Origin of the sequence: Aeromonas sp. HMWF017 (genome assembly GCF_003061465.1) — a bacterium.
In the GTDB taxonomy this organism is placed as follows: Bacteria; Pseudomonadota; Gammaproteobacteria; order Enterobacterales; family Aeromonadaceae; genus Aeromonas; species Aeromonas veronii.
Map to the genome: position 1 here is coordinate 12,535 of NZ_QAJD01000004.1, position 20,006 is coordinate 32,540.

At 59.8% G+C, this 20,006-nt stretch carries 22 protein-coding genes and 1 pseudogene; 14 read left to right on the forward strand and 9 right to left on the reverse strand.

Translation table 11 applies throughout. The features are described 5' to 3' along the window. Positions 1-100: pseudogene (locus DBR30_RS21440) on the reverse strand (heme utilization cystosolic carrier protein HutX); the annotation flags it as partial. 170 nt (positions 101-270) lie between these two features. Between DBR30_RS21440 and DBR30_RS00270 the strand changes: the two are divergent. From DBR30_RS00270 to pepE, 5 genes are all read left to right on the forward strand, one after another. Next, positions 271-1,122, forward strand: a complete 852-nt coding sequence (locus DBR30_RS00270; protein ID WP_108588143.1) for a heme/hemin ABC transporter substrate-binding protein — start codon at positions 271-273, stop codon at positions 1,120-1,122. Continuing rightward, positions 1,119-2,150: a FecCD family ABC transporter permease gene (locus tag DBR30_RS00275; RefSeq protein WP_181363457.1), complete on the forward strand. Its 1,032-nt coding sequence runs from the start codon at positions 1,119-1,121 to the stop codon at positions 2,148-2,150. The genes DBR30_RS00270 and DBR30_RS00275 overlap by 4 nt, the downstream gene beginning before the upstream one ends. A gap of 11 nt (positions 2,151-2,161) precedes the next feature. Beyond that, positions 2,162-2,983 carry a heme ABC transporter ATP-binding protein gene (locus DBR30_RS00280; protein WP_108540053.1) on the forward strand — a complete coding sequence of 274 codons (822 nt, stop codon included), beginning with the start codon at positions 2,162-2,164 and terminating at the stop codon, positions 2,981-2,983. A 230-nt stretch (positions 2,984-3,213) separates the two neighbouring features. Then, positions 3,214-4,575: an endonuclease/exonuclease/phosphatase family protein gene (locus DBR30_RS00285; RefSeq protein ID WP_108540050.1), complete on the forward strand. Its 1,362-nt coding sequence runs from the start codon at positions 3,214-3,216 to the stop codon at positions 4,573-4,575. Between the two features lie 243 nt (positions 4,576-4,818). After that, positions 4,819-5,556: a dipeptidase PepE gene (gene pepE, locus DBR30_RS00290; protein ID WP_108540048.1), complete on the forward strand. Its 738-nt coding sequence runs from the start codon at positions 4,819-4,821 to the stop codon at positions 5,554-5,556. A gap of 123 nt (positions 5,557-5,679) precedes the next feature. Here pepE and DBR30_RS00295 read toward each other — a convergent pair whose 3' ends face one another. From DBR30_RS00295 to dnaB, 3 genes are all read right to left on the reverse strand, one after another. Next, on the reverse strand, positions 5,680-6,099 hold the full coding sequence (locus DBR30_RS00295; protein WP_108540045.1) for a secondary thiamine-phosphate synthase enzyme YjbQ: 420 nt from the start codon (positions 6,097-6,099) through the stop codon (positions 5,680-5,682). Further along, positions 6,099-7,172 carry an alanine racemase gene (alr, locus tag DBR30_RS00300; RefSeq protein WP_108540042.1) on the reverse strand — a complete coding sequence of 358 codons (1,074 nt, stop codon included), beginning with the start codon at positions 7,170-7,172 and terminating at the stop codon, positions 6,099-6,101. The genes DBR30_RS00295 and alr overlap by 1 nt, the downstream gene beginning before the upstream one ends. Before the next feature lie 195 nt (positions 7,173-7,367). Further along, positions 7,368-8,762 carry a replicative DNA helicase gene (gene dnaB / locus DBR30_RS00305; protein WP_026035132.1) on the reverse strand — a complete coding sequence of 465 codons (1,395 nt, stop codon included), beginning with the start codon at positions 8,760-8,762 and terminating at the stop codon, positions 7,368-7,370. A gap of 363 nt (positions 8,763-9,125) precedes the next feature. On the opposite strand from dnaB, the gene DBR30_RS00310 reads away from it, so the two are divergent. Beyond that, complete coding sequence (locus tag DBR30_RS00310) at positions 9,126-9,986, forward strand: Tim44 domain-containing protein (RefSeq protein WP_005335275.1); 861 nt, start codon at positions 9,126-9,128, stop codon at positions 9,984-9,986. A gap of 426 nt (positions 9,987-10,412) precedes the next feature. Here the strand turns inward: DBR30_RS00310 and slyD are convergent, their stop codons facing one another. Together slyD and DBR30_RS00320 are read right to left on the reverse strand one after the other, a co-directional pair. Beyond that, positions 10,413-11,084, reverse strand: coding sequence for a peptidylprolyl isomerase (gene slyD, locus DBR30_RS00315; protein ID WP_005348264.1), 672 nt, complete (start codon positions 11,082-11,084; stop codon positions 10,413-10,415). A 143-nt stretch (positions 11,085-11,227) separates the two neighbouring features. Next, a complete protein-coding gene (locus DBR30_RS00320) occupies positions 11,228-11,431 on the reverse strand; it encodes a YheV family putative zinc ribbon protein (protein ID WP_005335287.1) in 204 nt (67 codons plus the stop codon). A 39-nt stretch (positions 11,432-11,470) separates the two neighbouring features. Between DBR30_RS00320 and DBR30_RS00325 the strand changes: the two genes are divergently transcribed. From DBR30_RS00325 to DBR30_RS00335, 3 genes are all read left to right on the forward strand, one after another. Then, positions 11,471-12,130: an AraC family ligand binding domain-containing protein gene (locus tag DBR30_RS00325; protein WP_108540039.1), complete on the forward strand. Its 660-nt coding sequence runs from the start codon at positions 11,471-11,473 to the stop codon at positions 12,128-12,130. A gap of 152 nt (positions 12,131-12,282) precedes the next feature. Beyond that, positions 12,283-13,182 (forward strand): chemotaxis protein, encoded by a 900-nt coding sequence (locus DBR30_RS00330; RefSeq protein ID WP_108540036.1) that lies wholly within the window; start codon positions 12,283-12,285, stop codon positions 13,180-13,182. Positions 13,183-13,248: 66 nt separating this feature from the next. Then, positions 13,249-14,235, forward strand: coding sequence for a hydrolase (locus DBR30_RS00335; protein ID WP_108540033.1), 987 nt, complete (start codon positions 13,249-13,251; stop codon positions 14,233-14,235). Here the strand turns inward: DBR30_RS00335 and DBR30_RS00340 are convergent. Further along, a complete protein-coding gene (locus tag DBR30_RS00340; RefSeq protein WP_108540029.1) occupies positions 14,214-15,365 on the reverse strand; it encodes a GGDEF domain-containing protein in 1,152 nt (383 codons plus the stop codon). The two genes, DBR30_RS00335 and DBR30_RS00340, sit on opposite strands and share 22 nt — an antisense overlap. Positions 15,366-15,462: 97 nt before the next feature. Between DBR30_RS00340 and DBR30_RS00345 the strand changes: the two genes are divergently transcribed. From DBR30_RS00345 to DBR30_RS00355, 3 genes are read left to right on the forward strand one after another with little or no spacing between them, the layout of a single operon-like run. Beyond that, the gene (locus tag DBR30_RS00345) at positions 15,463-15,687 is read left to right on the forward strand and encodes a YheU family protein (RefSeq protein WP_005335298.1); all 225 of its coding nucleotides are present in this window, start codon (positions 15,463-15,465) and stop codon (positions 15,685-15,687) included. A 52-nt stretch (positions 15,688-15,739) separates the two neighbouring features. Next, the gene (locus DBR30_RS00350; RefSeq protein WP_005335299.1) at positions 15,740-16,609 is read left to right on the forward strand and encodes a phosphoribulokinase; all 870 of its coding nucleotides are present in this window, start codon (positions 15,740-15,742) and stop codon (positions 16,607-16,609) included. A gap of 16 nt (positions 16,610-16,625) precedes the next feature. After that, on the forward strand, positions 16,626-17,159 hold the full coding sequence (locus tag DBR30_RS00355; protein ID WP_005335300.1) for a DUF4136 domain-containing protein: 534 nt from the start codon (positions 16,626-16,628) through the stop codon (positions 17,157-17,159). Between the two features lie 141 nt (positions 17,160-17,300). On the opposite strand, the gene DBR30_RS00360 is transcribed toward DBR30_RS00355, so the two are convergent. After that, entirely contained in the window at positions 17,301-17,597 is a 297-nt protein-coding gene (locus DBR30_RS00360) for an MliC family protein (RefSeq protein WP_005348285.1), read from the reverse strand. A gap of 93 nt (positions 17,598-17,690) precedes the next feature. Further along, positions 17,691-18,095: an OsmC family protein gene (locus DBR30_RS00365; RefSeq protein WP_108540026.1), complete on the reverse strand. Its 405-nt coding sequence runs from the start codon at positions 18,093-18,095 to the stop codon at positions 17,691-17,693. Positions 18,096-18,395: 300 nt separating this feature from the next. Here DBR30_RS00365 and crp point away from each other — a divergent pair, with 300 nt between their 5' ends. After that, a complete protein-coding gene (gene crp / locus DBR30_RS00370; protein ID WP_005335304.1) occupies positions 18,396-19,034 on the forward strand; it encodes a cAMP-activated global transcriptional regulator CRP in 639 nt (212 codons plus the stop codon). 125 nt (positions 19,035-19,159) lie between these two features. Continuing rightward, complete coding sequence (locus DBR30_RS00375; protein WP_108588144.1) at positions 19,160-19,960, forward strand: putative RNA methyltransferase; 801 nt, start codon at positions 19,160-19,162, stop codon at positions 19,958-19,960. Positions 19,961-20,006: the final 46 nt, after the last annotated feature.

The window sequence follows — 20,006 nt, forward strand, 5'->3', positions numbered from 1 at the left end:
CCACCTCCCATTCGCTGATGGCAAGCTGGGCCGCCAGGGTGGACGGATGAGCGCCGGGATCCTGCTCCAGCAGCGCGTGAATGCGTTGTGCAATGCTCATGTTTTCTCCCTCTGCGGGACCATCTTGTCCCGCTGTTTATCATGGCGGCTACTCTAATAAAGCACCGAAACCAATGCAATTGATAATTGCTATCATTATCAGTGCATTTTTTACAAAGCCTTGATATTCTCGGCGGCACACCCGTTTCATTCACCCCTTCGGAGGTTAGCATGGGCCGTCGTCTTGCCCTCGCCATCACCCTGCTCTGCAGTTCACTCTCTTCCTTCTCTGCCGTTGCTGCCGACGGACAGAAAGAGCGTATCGTCAGTATCGGCCCGGCCACCACAGAACTCATTCTGGCCCTTGGCGGTGAATCGAGCCTGATCGCCACCGATGTCAGCAGCCCCTTGCCAAAAGGGCTGCCCAAGGTGGGTTATCACCGGGCACTGGCCGCTGAAGGGATCCTGAGCCTCTCCCCCACCCGACTGGTGGGCAGCGACGAGATGGGCCCGGCCCCGACCCTGGATCAGCTGCGTCGTGCCGGGGTCAAGGTGGAGGTGCTGGATACCGCGCCGACCCTCGCCAACCTCAACCAGCGTATCGACACCCTCGCCAGCCTGCTGGGCGACAAAGCCGCTGGCGATCGCCTGAAGGCAGAGATCCAGGCCCAGACCGATCAGCTGGCGGCGCAAGCCAAACAGAACAAACCGCTCAAGGTCGCCTTCCTGCTGCTGCACAAGGGGCAACCCACCAGCATCGCCGGGGGTGACACCACCGCCAGCGCGCTAGTCTCGCTGGCAGGCGGCATCAATCCGGTCGCCGAGTTGCGCAACTACAAGCCGGTATCCGCCGAATCCCTCATCGAGATGCAGCCCGATCTGGTGCTGGTCAGCGGTCGTGACTGGCAGCAATATGCCGATCCGGCCAAGGTGCTGGCAGAAGTGCCCGCCCTGGCGGCTACCCCGGCAGGCAAGCGCAACGCCATCCACGCCATCGACGGTCACGCCCTGCAAGGGGGCCTAAGCCTCAACTCCCTGCAACAGGCGAACCAGATCGCCCAGTGGATCAAGCAGGGGTCATGATGCGGTTACCCCTCTCCTGGCTGCTGGCCTTTACCACGGCCGCACTGGCACTGTTGCTGCTCGGTTCGCTGGCAACCGGCCCCATGACCCTCACCCTGGGCGAGAGTCTGCGGGCGCTGTTTGCCGGACAGGAGAGCGGGATTGAGTCGCACAAACTGCTGATCGTGCAGGGAATTCGCCTGCCGAGAACCCTGCTCTGCATCGCAGTGGGGGGGATTCTCGGGCTCTGTGGCGCCGTGATGCAGGGGCTGTTTCGCAACCCTCTGGCTGACCCCGGCATCATAGGTGTCTCCGGCGGTGCGGCGCTCGGGGCGGCGCTCGCCATCGTGCTGCTGGCACCACTCGGTCAACAGTTGCAAACCACCATCGGGATTGGCCTGCTGCCGCTGCTCGCCTTTCTCGGCGGCGCGCTCACCACCACCCTGGTCTATCTGCTCGGCACCCGTGAGGGGGGCACCTCGGTCACCGTCATGCTGCTGGCCGGGGTCGCCATCACGGCGCTCTCCGGCGCGGTGATCGGCCTGCTCACCTATCTGGCGGACGATCAGATGCTGCGCAACCTGAGCCTGTGGCAGATGGGAACGCTGGCGGCGGGAAAACCGGCCGATGTGGCGCTGGCCCTGCTCACCCTAGCGGCCCTGCTGTGGCTCTTTATGCGCGATGCCAATCCCCTCAACGCCCTGCTGCTGGGTGAAGGAGAGGCTCGTCATCTTGGGGTCAATGTGCAATCCCTCAAACGTCGCCTGATCCTGCTCACCGCAGCGGGCGTCGGGGTGGCAGTGGCGGTATCGGGGATGATTGGCTTCGTCGGGCTGGTGGTTCCCCATCTAGTGCGCCTGCTGGCGGGCCCCAACCATGTCAGGTTGCTGCCGCTCTCGGCCCTGCTTGGCGCAGCCCTGCTGCTGGCGGCCGACATGCTGGCGCGCACCCTGCTGGCCCCGGCCGAGCTGCCGGTGGGCATCATCACCGCCCTGCTCGGCGCCCCCTTCTTCATCTGGCTGCTGGTAAAAGGCCGCCGCGCCCTGTGATACGGACTGTTATGCAACCACTCTCATCCTCACTCTCCTCCCCCCTGTTGAGCTGCAGCCGACTCAGCCTGCGCCGTGGCCAGCGCCAGATCCTGGATGGGCTCGATCTTAGTCTCGAGAGCGGTACCCTCACCGCGCTGCTCGGCCCCAACGGGGCGGGCAAGAGCTCGCTGCTCAAGTGCCTAACCGGCGAGCTGGAATATGAGGGTTCCATCACCCTGTTCGGCGCGGCTCGCCAGCAGTGGGACAGCAGCCAGCTGGCCCACCGGCTCGGGGTATTGCCGCAAAGCTCCTCCCTCAACTTCCCCTTTCTCTGCGAGGAGGTGGTCGCCATGGGGCGCTTGCCCCACAGTGAACCGGCGGCGCGGCGTGACGAGATAGTGGCGGCGGCCATGACCCATGCCGGAGTCGAGCATCTGGCCAAGCGGCTCTATCCCGGGCTCTCCGGCGGCGAGCGGCAGCGGGTGCAGTTTGCCCGGGTGCTGGCGCAGATTTGGCAGGCCCCCTCTCCGACCGAGCAGGCCGAGCAGGCCGAGCAACCCCGTTTGCTGCTGCTCGACGAACCCACCTCGGCGCTCGATCTGAAATACCAGCACCAGCTGCTCACCATGGCGCGCGCCCTCGCCAGCCGCAATACTGCTGTGCTGGTGGTGCTGCACGACCTCAATCTGGCGGCGCGCTATGCCGACCGGCTGGTGATGCTGGAACGGGGCAAGCTGATGGCCGATGGCACGCCTGCCGAGGTGCTGACCCCTGAGCTCATCACCCGTCTCTATGACTATCCGGCACAGGTGATCCACCACCCCGAAAGCGGCCTGCCGATGGTGGTGTGACAAATTCAGAGTGCGGTAACGGCTGGAAGCGCGCCATTCATCCCGGAAACTGCAGCGTATAAACCGGTTTTTCACACCCCATATCGCCCTGCTAACATTCATCATCGCCAGATATGTGGTGTGAATATCCTCACACTTTGCTCAGGCAAAACCCCCGCAGCATCACCGTCTACTTATAATGACGCCGCCTCACAGAAGGCATAACTCATTGATGCTACGGAATAATTACAATGAAAAATATCAACAAGACCCTACTGGCCGCCGCCATCTCCCTCGGGATGCTGGCAGGCTGCAACAGCGACAACGACTCAAAGGCAGCTGATCCCATGGTTCGTTTTGCCACCTTCAACCTCTCTTTTGACCGCACTGCCGCCGGTATGCTGACCGGTGAGCTGGCGCTGACCCGCACCGAGCAGGATGCCCTGCTGGCCCGCCTCGCCGAAGGGAGCCTGAGCGGCGCCACTGAAACCAAAGCCAAGAACGTGCAGCAGATCCGCAACGTGGCGGAGATCATCCAGCGCACCCGCCCGGATGTGTTCCTGCTCAACGAGTTCGACAACGACGGCAAAGGCGAGAACACCGCCGATCTGAAAGCCTTCAACGACAACTATCTGGCCCACGCCCAGCATGCCGAAGTGACCGCCATCAGCTATCCAGTGATGCAGAACTTCGCCACCAACACCGGCCTGATGAGCGGTTATGACCTCAATCTGGATGGCAAGGTCAACAGCGGCCCCGACGATGCCTGGGGCTTTGGCAACTATCACGGCCAGTACGCCTTTGCGGTGATGTCCAAATACCCCATCGACACCAAGCAGATCCGCACCTTCCAGCACTTCAAGTGGAAGGATATGCCGGGCGAGCAGAACCCCGTCATCGATGACTGCAACAATCCCAAGGTCAAGATCCCGGCCAGCCGCCAGTGTGGCGATGGATGGTATTCATACGAAGCCTGGCAGCAGTACCCGCTCTCCTCCAAGAACCACGCCGATGTGCCGGTACGGATCAAGACCGAGAAGGGGGAAGAGGTGATCCACTTCCTGATCTCCCACCCGACCCCGCCGATCTTTGCCAACGCGGCGCGTCACACCGTCAAGCACAACCGCGCCGAGATCGCCTTCTGGAATGACTACGTCAAGGGTCTCAACTACATGACCGATGACAAGGGCACCAAGGGTGGGCTGGCCAAAAACGCCAAGTTCGTCATCGCTGGGGATCTCAACGCCGATCCGCTCACCGGTGACGGCGACCTGACCGCCATTCAGGATCTGCTAAACAACCCGCTGATGAATCAGGCCATCACCAATGGCACCCTGATCCCGGTCAGCGAAGGGGGCCCGGAGTGTGTCAGCAAAGGGGCCGACTGCAAACGCAACCTCACTCGCCCCAACCCGGAACGCATCACCAACTCCAGCGTGCTACAGCTGGATCACGTCATCCCCTCCGCCAACCTCAACGCGGTCAAGAGCGGCGTCTTCTGGCCTGCCAGCTTCGAGGCGGGTTATCACCTGGTCTATGATGCGAAACTCGGCATCGCCAAAGGGGTCAGCTCGGATCACCGCATGGTGTGGGTCGATCTCAAACTCGACTAACTCTGCCATGACCCCGCTGCGGCGGGGTCTTTTATTGGCGATGGCAGCGAGCGGAGCGCTGCTTATTAATCCACCAGCTGGCATTGAGTTATCCATCCATAACTCCTCCATAGCCGTTGAATGGGCCTCGCGATCACAGAACCGCCGCGCCAATGGTGGTAGCATGCCTCCTCTTGCCATCCGGCCGCACGGCGGCTCCGGTGGCCCTCCCTCCTCCGCTTTCACTTTTTGAGGACATATCTGATGGAACTGCTTCTGCTTAGCAACGGTAAAGCCAACGAATTTCCGGGTCTGCTCGGCTGGGCCCGAGATCGGGTTCAAAGCCTGCTCGCGCGCAAACAGGTCAAGCGCATTCTGCTCATCCCCTATGCGGTGATCCGCAGCGACTGGGATGCCCGTGCCAACGAACTTACCGAGAGCCTCGGGATCGAGACCATCAGCATTCACCACTTCGACGATCCGGTCGCGGCCGTCAATCAGGCCGACGCCATCTTTATCAGCGGCGGCAACACCTGGCGCCTCAACCAGATGCTGCATGAAAACGGCCTGATCGTGCCGATCCAGCGTGCCGTGCGCGAACGGGGCGTCCCCTATGTGGGCTGGAGCGCCGGTTGCAACGTGGCGACCCCGAGCATCCGCACCACCAACGACATGCCGGTCTGCAACGCCGCCGTGCTGCCCGCGCTGGGCCTGTTCCCGCTGCAGATCAACCCGCACTATCTGGACGCCAGCATCAGCGGCCACATGGGCGAAACTCGCGACGAGCGTCTGGCAGAGTTCTGCGCCATCAACCCGAGCGAATATGTGGTGGCTCTGCGCGAAGCGAGCCTGCTGCAAATCACCGGAGAAAACGGCAGCGAGCGTCTGGAGTACTGGAGCGCCCGCGAGCAGGACTTCAAGATCTTCAAACACGGCCAGGAGCCGCAAGCCTTTATGGACGCCGCCCCGCTGGCCGAGCTGACCCCCTTCAAGGTCGGCTGAGCTACGAAGAGCGCTTCACCACTGGCAGGCGGATAGCTCGCGAAACCGCAAAAACGAAAAAAGAGGGATGGCTCAATGCCATCCCTTTTTTTTATCGTCATCTTTCAGCTGGTTGCAGCCTGATTACTCACCCTGCAGGGTCACCAGCACCTTGCGGGCACCGCCATCGATGCGATGCTCGCCAAGCCAGATCCCCTGCCAGGTGCCGAGCGCCAGCTGACCATCGCGGATCGGCAGTTGCAGGCTCACCCCTAGCAGAGAGGATTTGATGTGGGCGGGCATGTCATCCGCCCCCTCATAAGTGTGGCGATAGTAGGGGGCATCCTCCGGCGCCAACCGGTGGAGATGAGCCTCCATATCGCTGCGCACGCTGGGGTCGCAATTCTCGTTGAGGGTGAGCGAGGCGGAGGTGTGTTGCAGCAGCAGGGGCGCCATGCCGACTCGGTAATCCGCCAGCATCGGCAGCTTGGCCACCAGCTCGTCCGTCACCAGATGAAAGCCCCGCGAACGGGGCTTAAGAGTCAGCAGGCACTGCTGCCACATCAGACGTACTCCATAAAGACGCGGGAGGTGAGTTTGGTGATGAGTTCGTAGGGGATGGTGCCAATCTCGTCGGCCACCCGCTCCACCGGCAACCCCTCGCCCCAAAGTACCGCCTCGTCGCCGGGCTTGTCAGTCGCGCCCGGGCCCAGATCGACCGTGCTCATATCCATGGAGACACGCCCCACCAGCGGCACGATGCGGCCGTTGATCAGCACGGATGTGCCGTTGGGCGCCATGCGCGGATAACCGTCACCGTAGCCGATGGCGATCACGCCAAGGCGAGTATCGCGATCTGACACCCAGTTGGCGCCATAGCCCACCGGCTCGCCCGCCTTGTGATCCCGCACCGCAATCAGCTGGGTCTTCAAGGTCATCACCGGCTGCAGGTCGTAATCGGCCGCCACCGTGTTGGGGAAGGGCGACACGCCATAGAGGATGACGCCGGGGCGCACCCAGTCGCAGTGGGAGTCCGGCCAGGCCAGAATGCCCGCCGAGTTGGCCATGGCACGCTCGCCCAGGAGCGGCGCGGTCAACTTGCTGAACAAGTCGATCTGCTCGCGGGTGGTGGGCTGCTCCAGCTCATCGGAGCGGCTGAAGTGGGTCATGATGTTGAACGGCTGCACCACGTTCTTGCACTTGCCGAGGCGCTCGATAAAGGCGGGCATCTCGTCGGCCCGCACCCCGAGCCGGTGCATGCCGGTGTCGAGCTTGAGCCAGGCCACCACGGGGGCTGGCAAGTCGGCCTGCTCCAGCGCTTCGAGCTGCTCCCAGGTGTGAACCGCCGTCTGCAGGTTGTTGGCTGCCAGCACCGGCAGGTCATCGGCGGAGAAGAAGCCCTCCAGCAGCACGATGGGTTTGACCACGGCGCAGGAGCGCAGCATCAGCGCCTCTTCGATACGGGCCACCGCGTAGGCATCCGCATCCACCAAGGTGCGGGCGACCGGCAGCAGTCCGTGGCCATAGGCGTTGGCCTTAACCACAGCAATGATCTTGCAAGCGGGAGCGTGGCGCTTGACCACGGCGAGGTTGTGGCGCAAGGCCGCAGTGTTGATTTGGGCAGTAGCCGCTTTCATGGTTTTCCCTTACGAGGGCACAAATGGTCTCCCCCTCATCGGGCAGAAGACCGCCACTCACTTATCGTCGTCGAAGGCCGGACCGGCATAATTGTCGAACCGGGAAAACAGGCTCTGGCTGCCTCTCAATAAATGGCAAGCGGGTCAGAGCGGTGGTGGCAATCCTGACTACAGGATTGCCATGATTGTTACTTATCAATAATCATCATCAAACGCAGGACCGGCGTAGTTGTCAAACCGGGAGAACTGCCCCTGGAAGGTGAGGCGCACACGGCCGATGGGGCCGTTACGCTGCTTGCCGATGATGATCTCGGCAATCCCCTTGTCCGGGCTGTCATCGTGATAAACCTCATCACGATAGATAAACATGATCAAGTCCGCATCCTGCTCGATGGAGCCCGATTCACGAAGATCCGAGTTGACCGGGCGCTTGTCGGCCCGCTGTTCCAGGCTTCGGTTCAGCTGGGAGAGCGCCACCACCGGGCACTGCAGCTCTTTCGCCAGCGCCTTGAGGGAGCGGGAGATTTCACCGATCTCCAGGGTACGGTTGTCAGAGAGCGCCGGCACCCGCATCAGCTGCAGGTAGTCCACCATGATCATGGATAGGCCGCCATGCTCGCGCGCCACCCGACGGGCACGGGAGCGCACATCGGTCGGGGTGAGGCCGGAGGCATCATCGATATACATCTTGCCCTTCTCCAGCAGCAATCCCATGGTGGAGGAGAGGCGAGCCCAATCCTCGTCGTCGAGCTGACCGGTACGCACCTTGGTCTGGTCGATGCGACCGACCGAGGCGAGCATACGCATGATGATCTGCTCGGAGGGCATCTCCAGCGAGAAGATAAGCACCGGCTTGTCGGCGGTGAGCGCCGCGTGCTCGCAGAGGTTCATGGCAAAGGTGGTCTTGCCCATGGAGGGACGGGCCGCCACGATGATCAAGTCCGAACGCTGCAAACCGGCGGTCATCTTGTCCAGATCGTTGTAACCGCTCGATACCCCGGTCACCCCGTTGTGGGGGGTCTTGAACAACTCTTCAATCTTGTCGACGGTCTGCTCGAGGATGAGCTTCAGGGGCTGGGGCCCCTCGTTGGCGCTGGTGCGCTGCTCGGCAATCTTGAATACCTTGCTCTCGGCAAGATCCAGCAGATCGCCGGAGGTACGGCCTTGCGGCTCGTAGCCTGCTTCGACTATCTCGTTGGCGACCGAGATCATCTCTCGCACCACCGCCCGCTCGCGTACGATTTCGGCGTAGGCGTTGATGTTGGCGGCACTCGGGGTGTTCTTGGCGATCTCCACCAGATAGGCGAAGCCGCCCGCCTCTTCCAGCTGTTCGGAGCGCTCCAGCTCCTCCTGCAGGGTGATGAGGTCGATGGGGTTGCCCGCGTTGGAGAGGCGGGTCATGGCCTGGAAGATCAACCGGTGCGGACGGCTGTAGAAATCCTGATCGATAACCCGTTCGGCAACCCGATCCCAGGCATCGTTATCCAGCATCAGGCCGCCCAGTACGGACTGTTCGGCCTCAAAAGAGTGGGGAGGAACTTTCAGCTGTTGTGTCTTGGCGTCTTTTTTCGCCGTCACTTGCTCTGCCATACACATAAAAACCGCAGCGGGAAGGGGACGGGAATTTTACAAAAGAAAGCCAACTACGGCGAGCCCTATCTGGCGGCTCATACCATCATAAAGGGCCAAACCAGAGTATGCTCTACCTTGACCATTTTGATTTTGCTTCGCATTTTGCGCTCCTTGCGACTCAATCTTCTGCTTTTCATCCGGTTTACTCCTCTTGTTTGACGCCGCATCGCGGCTACCTCGTTCATGAATAATTCATGCCAGAGGTGATATTGATGAATACAAGCTGCGACACAATTAGGGACAGGCAGCCTGCCATGCGCCTTGCTGAGCTTGCAAAAGCGGAGCATGCCCCACCCACAGACGAGAGTGAAAAGAGTCAAAATGAAAAAGATGCTGACCCTGTTTGCCGTGATCCTGGCCATTGGCCTGGGGGCACCTCACGCCGAAGCCAAGAAATTTGGCGGCGGCAAATCCTTTGGTAAAAGTTACAAAACTGCGCCGGCCCAGCCTGCGGCCAAACCGGTCGACAACAAGAATCCGACACTGAATGCCCAGACTCCGCCGAAAAAGAGCGGCATGATGGGCGGCCTGCTGGGCGGCCTGCTGGCCGGTGGCCTGTTTGCCTACCTGCTGGGCAGCGGTGCCTTTGAAGGTCTGCAAGGAATGGACTTCCTGCTGATCGCTCTGCTGGCGCTGGGTGCCGTCTTCCTGATCCGTACCCTGCGCAAGGGCAAGGTCGCGACGCCACAGCCACAACAGGCAGCCTATGCGGGCTACCAGCCACCGCAATCCGCGGCCCCGCAGCAGTTTGAGCAGAGCAACAGCGCACCGCAAGCCACTGGCTTTGCCGACAGCGACGTGCCGTTCCGCCTGCCGCCGGGCTTTGACATGAACAGCTTCCTGGCCGGTGCCCGCGATCACTATCGCACCCTGCAAGAGGCGTGGAACAAGAACGATCTGGAAAAGGTGCGCGAGTACGTCAGCCCCGAGCTGTTTGAGCAGCTCAAAGCCGAGCGCGCCGAACTGACTGGCGACCAGCACACAGAAGTGATGTACGTCGACACCCAGCTGGTACGCGCCGACTACGGCAGCGACTGGGCTCAGGTGAGCGTGCGCTTCAGCGGCCGCTACATGGACCGTCAGGAGCAGGTCGAAGAAGACATCAAAGAGGTGTGGCACCTCGAGCGCGATCTGGCCAAGAACAATGCCCCCTGGCATATCGTCGGTATCGAGCAGCTGTAAGGCTTCGAGCCTATCAGTTAGTCACTAGGCAATAGCCAGTCAGTTAAGCCTGACTGGCTATTTTTTTATGGGGCACAACGAGACCAAATAGAGACTGACGCTGGCTCGTTATAGCTATTGGAACATGAAGTAACTTGCTCATATTGTGCTGATGAAGACACCGATTTGATGACTCGTTTGCAGATGGCATTTGCGCTCCGCACAAAAGCCCCATCGCGGAACCGAGAGGGAATAATGCTGAGCATTAACCAAAAATAAGCGGCCCTGTTAGCTTGGGAAAAGCCGCGAGCCTATTTGACAGACATAAAAAATCCGAAGCCAGAACAACCGGCTTCGGATTTCATCATCCAAGGAGGAGCAATTAATGAGCATTAATTGCTCGGTATGACTCCTACGGCAGATTTCTTATCATCGGCATGGCCGTGATCAGTGGTGATGGCCCTTGCCACCACAACCGCCGCCACCGCAGCAGCCGCCGTGACCATGGTCGTCACCGTGGTCGTGGCCATGATCGTGACCGTGGCCAGCGCCACCACAGCAACCGCCCTGGCCGTGATCCTCATCATGGTCGTGACCATGACCGCCACAGCAGCCGCCGTGATCATGGTCATGACCGTGATCGTGACCGCAACCACCGGCACCGTGAACGTGGCCGTGAGCCAGCTCTTCGGCAGTGGCGGCACGCACGTCCTTGATCTCGACCTTGAAGCCCAGGGTTACGCCTGCCAGCGGATGGTTGCCATCCACCTTGACGAACTCTTCGGACACTTCAACCACGGTCACAGGACGGTGGCCATCGTCGGTTTCAGCCACAAAAGTATCCCCTTCGGAGACTTCCATGCCGTCGAACAGCTCCCCCGGTACTTCTTGTACCAGGGTCTCGTCATATTCGCCGTAGGCCTGGCTCGGTGCCAGAGTCACTTCGAAGGCTTCACCTACCGCGCGACCTTCCAGCTCGGCTTCCAGGCCTGAGACCAGGTAACGGGTGCCGTGCAGATAGACCAGCGGCTCTTTGCCGACAGTGCTGTCGATGACTTCACCGTGCTCGTCGGTGACTGTGTATTCCAGCGTAACCACGCTCAGAGGAGCTACTTTCATGTCAGGATCCTGCGGATAGAAAAAAACGGGCTCAGAATACCCTAAAAAGCGGGCCGCGCATATGCCGTGCGGCGCCACTGAGTGACGAAAAAAACGGCAACAGCGTCAGCAAGGAGACCCGCATTCCACCCGCCGTTCCCTTATCAGGGGCGAAACACCCCGATCACCTCTTCCGCCTCGCGAGTCTGCTTGTCGACCTCGGCAGGCGTTTGTACCTGGGTATCGCCACAGGCGACGCAGGTCACCTTCTCGACTCCATGCTCCAGATACAGCATCATGTTGTCCAATTTGCCGCACGCCGGGCAAACCGCACCGGCAATGAAGCGTTTTTTACGTCTGGTTTCCATATTTGTTACCTCCAGGCAGCATCATATCAGGGTTTTTACATGCATCACGCCATCGAGTATCACCATTTTTCCTGCCAGGACCTGCACGCCGGCAACCGCAAACGAACTCCGGTCGGGCAGCTGTTGCGGATCACCCGGGGCGCTGCGCTGCTGAGACTTGGTCAGCATGAACTCCTGCTGCCGGCAGGCAGCAGCTTCTGGCTCTGCGCCGATGCCCTCGCGGCCTTCAGCCCCCTCAGCGGTTGCGAGTACGATCAGCTGAATGTCTCTTTGCGCGTGGCTCAGCCGCAGCAGGCAGGCTGGCTGCAGGCCACGCCCCTGCTCGATGCCCTGCTCGACTCGCTGGCCCGGTGGCAACGTCCAAAAGAGTGGCAAGGGGCCTACGGTCAGCGACTGCAGGTGATCCTGGATGAGCTGCAACATTGCGCCATCAGCCAGCAGGGTCACGGTGAGCTGCAAGCCTGCTGGCAAGCGCTGGCCAATGGCCAAACGGAGTCTCTGCAACAGTGGGCACAACAAGCCGATGCGCCGGTGGAAGGGAGTGAATTGCAACAACAGTGGCAACTGCTGCAGGCGCTCAGATTGCTTAAAGGCGGCAGCAAACCCGCGCAGGTGGCCAGCAAGCTGGGTTATGCCGATGAGGCCGCTTTGCAAGCGGCCTGCCAGCAGTGGGGCGTTGGCGAGGATGGAGATCAATAACCGGACGCCGATGGAATACGCCAACGAAATTGGCTGAATGAGTCCAGTTTTTTGCCAGATGGTCGTTAACAAGGAAGGGCCATTCCCCCCGTAATCCTTTATGCTAGAGGCCTGAAGTGACTGCCAACGTTTCGACCAACAGGACATCTGCCATGACGAGCAAAGCCAATCAATCCCAAGGCATGTTGCTGTTTCACCTTTCAGCCAAACAATCCTTTGCCATCGGTACCCTCAAGGTGAAGGAGATAGTGCCCTACACCCAGCTGACGGCAATGCCCCACTCGCACCCGACCGTGTTGGGGGCTGCCAATATGCGCGGCTCCACCATTCCGGTGATCGACATGGCGATGGCGGTGGGCTATCGCCCCATCAGCAAGGAGGAGATGCCCCACTGCTTCATCATCATTACCGACTGCCGCCGCACCCTGGTGGGCTTTCTGGTACGGGGCATCGACAAGATCACCGAGTGCAACTGGCGCGATATCGAATCGCCCCCCGCCTCCCTCGGTCACAATGTGTTCGTAACCGGCGTGACCCGGGTCAATGACCAGCTGATCCAGCTGCTGGATGTGGAGCTGATCCTCTCCCGGGTCTATCCGGATGATCCGAGCCACCTCTATCCGGTGCTGACCGATGTGCAGCGGGAGCGGATCAAGCCGATGCGGATCCTGCTGGTCGATGACTCCTCGGTCGCTCGCCGTCAGCTGATGGCTGCGCTGGACTACATCAATATCCCCTATGAGGTCTGCACCAATGGCAAGGATGCACTGACCCTGATGCAGACGCGGGCAAGCCAGAAGGCCCCGATCGACATTCTGGTGAGCGATATCGAGATGCCCGGGCTCGATGGCTATGAGCTGGCCTTCGAAGTACAGAGCGACAGCAAACTGGCGGGTGCCTACATCATCCTGCACACCTCGCTCTCCAGCGAGATCAGTGTGGAGCGGGCCCATCAGGTGGGTGCTCATGAGGCGCTGACCAAGTTCGAGGCCAATGAGCTGATCCAGGCCATGCTGCGCGGCGCCGAACATCACGATCGCCTGCTGAAATAAGCCAATGACTGGCGGGAGGAACACGCCTCCCGTCCTCCTTATCTTCGACCCAGACCGACTGACCCCATGCTGACCGAGAGCCACTTCCACGCCCCCTGGTGGGCACGCAATCCTCATCTGCAGACCATATTGCCCAAATGGCTGCGCCGCCCCCCTGCCCGTTTTGTGGCGGAGCGGTTTGAACTGCAGGATGGGGACTTTGTCGACCTCGCCTGGAGCGGGGAAGTCAGCCTTGATGAACGGCCGCTGATAGTGGTGTTTCACGGGCTGGAGGGAAGCATTCACTCCCACTATGCCAAGGGATTGTTCGCCCACCTGCAGCAAGAGGGCAGAGAGGCTGTGCTGATGCACTTTCGCGGTTGCAGCGGCGAGCCCAATCGCCACCTGCAGGCCTATCACTCCGGCGCCATCGGTGATGCGCAGGAGCTGATTGCCGAGCTGAGCCAGCGCTTCCCGGGCAAACCGCTGATCGCCATCGGCTTTTCACTGGGTGGCAATATGCTGGTCAATCTGCTGGCGCGGGGCTGTCCTGCGGCATTGAAAGCGGCGGTGGTGGTCTCGGCCCCGCTGCAACTGGCGAGCTGCGCCGAGCGGGTCAATCAGGGCTTCTCGAAGGTCTATCAGAACTATCTGCTGCGCACCATGCGCCGCAACCTGCTCAACAAGATCAGCCAGCAGCAGAAAGCGAGTGAACGCTGGCAACCTCGACAAGTGGAGCAGATTGCCACCCTGCGCGATTTTGACGAGCTGGTTACCGCCCCCCTGCACGGCTTTCACAGTGCCAACCACTACTACCAGAGCTGCTCGGGACTACCGTTGCTGGCTCAAATCCCCATCCCGACCCTTATCCTGCACGCCGCCGACGATCCCTTTATGTCACACGCGGTCATTCCCCGGCCGGAGCAACTCTCGCCCACGGTGCGCTATGAGTTGAGCCAGCGTGGCGGCCATGTCGGCTTTCTGCACGGCACGCCCTGGCGGCCACGGTTTTGGCTGGACGAGCGGATCAGCCGCTGGATTGCCGAACAGAGTCACTCCGCAACACAGAACTGATTGCGTCCCGACTCCTTGGCCCGATAGAGCGCCTGATCGGCCCGCTCCAGCACCTGGCTCGCCCCTTCACCGGACACATTGCTGGCAATCCCCTGACTCACCGTCACCCAGGGGGCAACATCGGACGCCAGATGCTCCAGCTGCAGGCTGGCCAAGCCATCTTGCAGCCGCTGCGCCACGCTGGCCGCCGCCTGACGGTCGGTATTGGGCAGCAGCAGCACAAACTCTTCCCCGCCATAGCGGGCAACCAGATCAGATGGCGTGCGTACCGCACGCTTGAGCGCTTGTGCCACCTCCTTGAGACACATATCCCCCACCTGATGGCCGTAGTGGTCGTTGAAGCGCTTGAAATAGTCCACATCGACCAGAATGAGCGATAGCGGTGCGCCGCTCTCCTGGCTATGGGCTAACGCGCGATCCAGCTCGATATTGAAATGCCGCCGGTTGGCGACACCGGTCAGAGGATCTTGCTTGGCGAGCTGATCAAGTTGGCGCAGCAGCGTCAGATTTTCATGCTCCCGCATGATCGCCAATTCAAACCAGCGGTGCAGCATGCGGCGGCCGACCTCCAGCGCAATCACGCCAAACAACACGCCAAGCAGGTAAATCTGTAGAAAATCGACGCGTAAAAAGAGCTCCAACCCCACACCCACCGTCATCGGGCCCAAGAGATAGCCATAAAAAACCTTGCGATCGGGATAAAACGCGATGAGCGCAGCCAGCAGGTTGAGCCGCATGATCCCGTTGGCATAGCTGACCCCTCCCCGCAACTCCACCTGACCAATCGTATAGATATGCAGCGTCCAGAGTCCGCCCCATAGCACCATCACCAGTGCAGCCATCCGTAACCAGAGACGGTCCTGCAGATGGTCACAAAACAGGCTGACAACAGGTAGCAGCAATAGCACCACCATGACCAGGGCCAGCTCACTCTGAAAGCGCCAGGGCAAGCTGTCATCACTGGCGAGCCCGACCTGGCTGTAAACCTCGTAGCGTATCGAAAGAAACAATACCACCAGCCAGTTCAACAACCAGAACCACACCATGCCTCGGGCAATCGCCTCTCGACGTGCGCTGTCCAGATGCTCAGTCAGGGTTAACGGCGCGCTGCGCTGCGCTTCAGACAACATCTCTCAGACTCCGGTGAAAAGGTAAAAAGTGATTGCATTCGCGGGATTCAACACAACAATAGCCTGACGATCACCTCTTTTGCTGTGAGACCTTTAAATGATCATTCCCTGGCAAGAACTGGACGGCGACACCCTGACCAACCTGATCGAACACTTTGTGTTGCAGGAGGGAACCGAATATGGAGAGCAGGATGTACCGCTTGGCGTCAAAGTCGATGCAGTGAGAGAACAATTACAGCAAGGCAAAGCTGTCATCGTCTATAGCGAGCTGCACGAATCGGTGAATATCGTGATGAAAGACCGCTTCATCGAGCAGTCTTGACCCAACCGCAATCCGGACCTTATAACGGAATTCCCAAGGAAGAGAGAATCCCATGTCGGCCAAGCACCCCATTATTGCCGTTACCGGTTCGTCCGGTGCCGGCACCTCCACCTCCACCAACGCCTTTCGCTCCATGTTCCATCAACTGGGATATACCGCGGCTGTGGTGGAAGGTGACAGTTTTCACCGCTACACCCGACCGGAAATGGATGTAGCGATCCGCAAGGCGCGCGAACAGGGGCGCCACATCAGCTATTTTGGCCCTGAGGCCAATGACTTCGGGCTGCTGGAGAGCTTTTTCCAGGGCTATGGGCAGGATGGCAATGGCCAGTATCGCCGCTACCTGCACAGCTTTGACGAGGCAGTGCCCTTCAACCAGATGCCCGGTACCTTCACCCCCTGGCAGCATCTGCCCAGCAATACCGATCTGCTGTTTTATGAAGGGCTGCACGGCGGTGTGGTCACCGAGGATCACAATGTGGCGCGCCACGTGGATTTTCTGATAGGCGTAGTGCCCATCGTCAACCTGGAGTGGATCCAGAAGCTGATCCGCGATACCTCGGAGCGAGGGCATTCCCGCGAGGCGGTGACCGACTCCATCGTTCGCTCCATGGATGACTACATCAACTTCATCACCCCGCAGTTCTCGCGCACCCATATCAACTTCCAGCGAGTACCGACGGTGGACACCTCCAACCCCTTCAGTGCCAAGGTGATCCCGAGTCTGGACGAGAGTATGCTGGTGATCCGGTTTCGCGGCATCAAGCAGGTGGATTTCCCCTACCTGCTGTCGATGATCGATGGCTCATTCATGTCGCGGATGAACACCATAGTGGTGCCGGGTGGCAAGATGGGCTTTGCGATGGAGCTGATCCTGCGCCCGCTTATCCAGCAATTGATCGAAACCGGCAAAATAACCTGATTCAAAGGAGTTCACGATGCGGCTTGCTTATCTCTCTGTGGCACTGCTCGCCCTGCTTGGCGGTTGCAGCAGCGGGCCGGCGGCCCCCACGCTGGAGTCCGGCACCATGCTGGTTCGCCCGATGGGCAACTGGACCTATGGTGCAACCCCGCGCTACGCCCTGGCCGAGCAGTATCAATTTGCCGGTGAGTTGGCGGAAGGGTGGCTGGAGCCGATGCAGCAGGCGGTAAGCCGGGAGCTCAATGGCAAGGGATGGCAGAGTGCACCGCTCGACGAGGCGGATCTGTGGGTCGCCATCGGCGTCGCGGGCGGCAAGGATATGAGTGACGGCGAGATTTTCGCCCGCCTTGGCATGACACCCGGGGTATATGCCTCGGCCAACCAGCGCAAAGGGTCGCTGGCCATCGTGCTGCTCGATCGTAAAACCCAGAAAGCAGTCTGGAGCAGCATCATCCAGCTGACCAGCGACGTGAGCATTGCAGATAGCCAGCGCCAGGCACTCAGCCAGCAGCTCGCGGCCGAGCTGCTCAATCGCGTCCCCACCAACTAGCGCTTGTTTAGTGATAATGGATAGATAGAAAAACGGCTTGCCTCCCGGCAAGCCGTTTTTTGTGGTCTCAACCTCTTGACCCAATCCGGCCTAGGCCAGACTCGGGCACAAAGCCGCACACCTTCAGCTATCGGTGGTCACTTATTTAAGCGTACAGGTCAACAGTGTGACCCCTTTCTGGGTGAGAAGGGCTTGTTTCTCCTGATTCCAGAAGGTGGTCAGGCCGTCAGAATATTTGGCGCCAGACTCTGACTCCACACGCGCCAGCTTGTGATAAACCCCGGCATAGGGGAACTGCACCATGTCAGCCTGAGCATCATAGGTAACGGCCAGCATCTCTTCGCCACACTGGTATTGGCTGTATTGATACTGGGTAGGTTGCGGGCTGCTGCACGCCGCCAGACCCAAAAGGGGAAGCAGAGCGATCAATTTTTTCATTGCACTTTCCTTATGTAATGGCTTTATGTCATGGCCTTGTGCAGTGGCCTTACGTAACGGCCTTATGCCAGGGTACCAACGAAACTATCGTTATCAAGCTTCAACAATTTGATAACTATGGGTAATTTGTACCGCTTTTTCCAACATCAGGGAAACAGAACAGTATTTTTCCATCGACAGATCGACCGCTTTGGCCACCTGTTTCTCTGCCAATCCCTTGCCTGTCACCACGAAGTGCAGATTAATCTTCTCGAAAACCCGGGGCACGCTATCGACCCGTTCGCCACTGACATCAACATGGCATGCGGTCACCGACTGGCGCGCTTTTTCGAGGATGGAGACCACATCAATGGAGCTGCAGCCACCGACCGCCAGCAGGATCATCTCCATCGGGCTGGCCCCTTCACCGGGGTTGGCACCATCCAGGATCACCTTGTGACCGGATTCACTCTCACCCACAAACTTCATCCCTTCCACCCAGCTGACCTTGGCTTTCATCTCGCACTCTCTCCTGTTAATCATGATGATGGATCCCTAGCATAACCCAGTCGCTTATCTCTGCCGAACAGGGGAAGTTGGGATGGAAATAGATCAAAATCAACATCTCCGACCTCTATCTTCCCTAGAATGGCCGAAGCGGCGCAGCAGGCATTACTCAAAGGGCTCTGTCAAAAGCCCGCAAAGCCTTGTCAGCACAGGCAAAGGCTCTTATCCTACTGCGACCAATACAAGGAATGGCAAGATTGGCAGCTTGCCCGGACGCACAAGTCCATAAAAAGACACTACAGAGGAATTCTCATGGTCATTGGCAAACCGCAAAGCGATCCCACCCTGGAATGGTTCTTGTCGCACTGCCACATTCATAAGTATCCCGCCAAGAGCACCCTGATCCATGCGGGTGAAAAAGCGGAGACCCTCTACTACATCGTCAAGGGCACTGTGGCCGTCTTGATCAAGGACGATGAGGGCAAAGAGATGATCCTCTCCTATCTGAACCAGGGCGATTTCCTGGGCGAGATGGGGATGTTCGAGGAGAACGAGAATCCCGAGCGCTCCGCCTGGGTTCGCGCGAAAGGCTCTTGCGAAGTGGCAGAGATCTCCTACAAGAAGTTCCGCCAACTGATCCAGGTCAACCCGGACATTCTGATGCGTCTCTCTGGCCAGATGGCCAAGCGCCTGCAGCACACCAGCCAGAAAGTGGGTAACCTCGCCTTCCTGGATGTGACTGGCCGGATCGCCCAGACCCTGCTCAACCTGGCCAAACAGCCGGATGCCATGACCCACCCGGATGGCATGCAGATCAAGATCACCCGTCAGGAGATCGGCCAGATCGTCGGCTGCTCCCGTGAAACCGTGGGCCGCATCCTGAAGATGCTGGAAGAGCAGGAGCTCATCTCTGCTCACGGCAAGACCATTGTGGTATTTGGCACTCGCTGATGACCCGTCCGCAGGCCTGACTGAGGCCTTGGGATAAAAAAGGCTGCTACGGCAGCCTTTTTTGATCCTCTCCCCTATAATCCCGAACGCCCTTCACTGTTCCGGCATTCGCCCAGAGAGTTACTATGCATCTTCAATGTCCCCGCTGCCGCAGTCCACTCCATCTTCATGAAGCCTCCCAGGGGCGCTATTGCGACAACAAGCATCACTTCGATCCGGCACCGGAAGGTTATCTGGATCTCATTCCCGGCAAGAAAAACCCCAAAGACAGCGACAGCCGTGCCCTGATGCGCGCCAAGCACCATTTCCTGGAGGCCGGCCACCAACTGCCGCTGGTTGAGGCCATGGCCGGCCTGCTCGCTCCGCTGGCCCCACAAGAGCTGATCCATCTTGGGTGCGGTGAAGGCTACTACTGCCGCGCGCTGGCAGAGCGCCTGCCCGGCTGGCAGTTTGCTGGGGTTGATATCGCCAAGAACACCATCTTTGCCGCCAAAAAAGCGCAGCCGGACGGCCAGTTTGTCATTGCCGATCCCGCTCGCGCACCGTTGCAACCGGGCTCTGCTCAGGTGCTGCTGGTCAACGATCTCAAGGTCAAGACCGAACAGCTGGTCAGCTGGCTGGCCCCCGGTGGCTATCTGCTCTATCTGCAGCCGGGCCCGCGCCATCAGTGGCAACTGCGGGTCAGCCTCAATCCGGTGAGCATGGAACACCCCCTCAGCTGGCCCACCCTCGGCGGCCTCAATCCGGTGACTCAACAGCGCTGCCAGTTCAGCCTCACCATGGATCAGGCCATGCGCAGCTTTATTCTGGAGACCAGCCGTCTCGGCTGGCGGGCAACCGGTGAACAGCGTCACGCTTTCGCGCAACAGGGCCCGAATGAACTGGAACAGGATCTGCTGCTGACCCTGTGGCAAAAGCCCATCTGATCACTGGGGGGGAGCCTTGCAAGGCTCCCGCCCCGTTTTTCCCGCC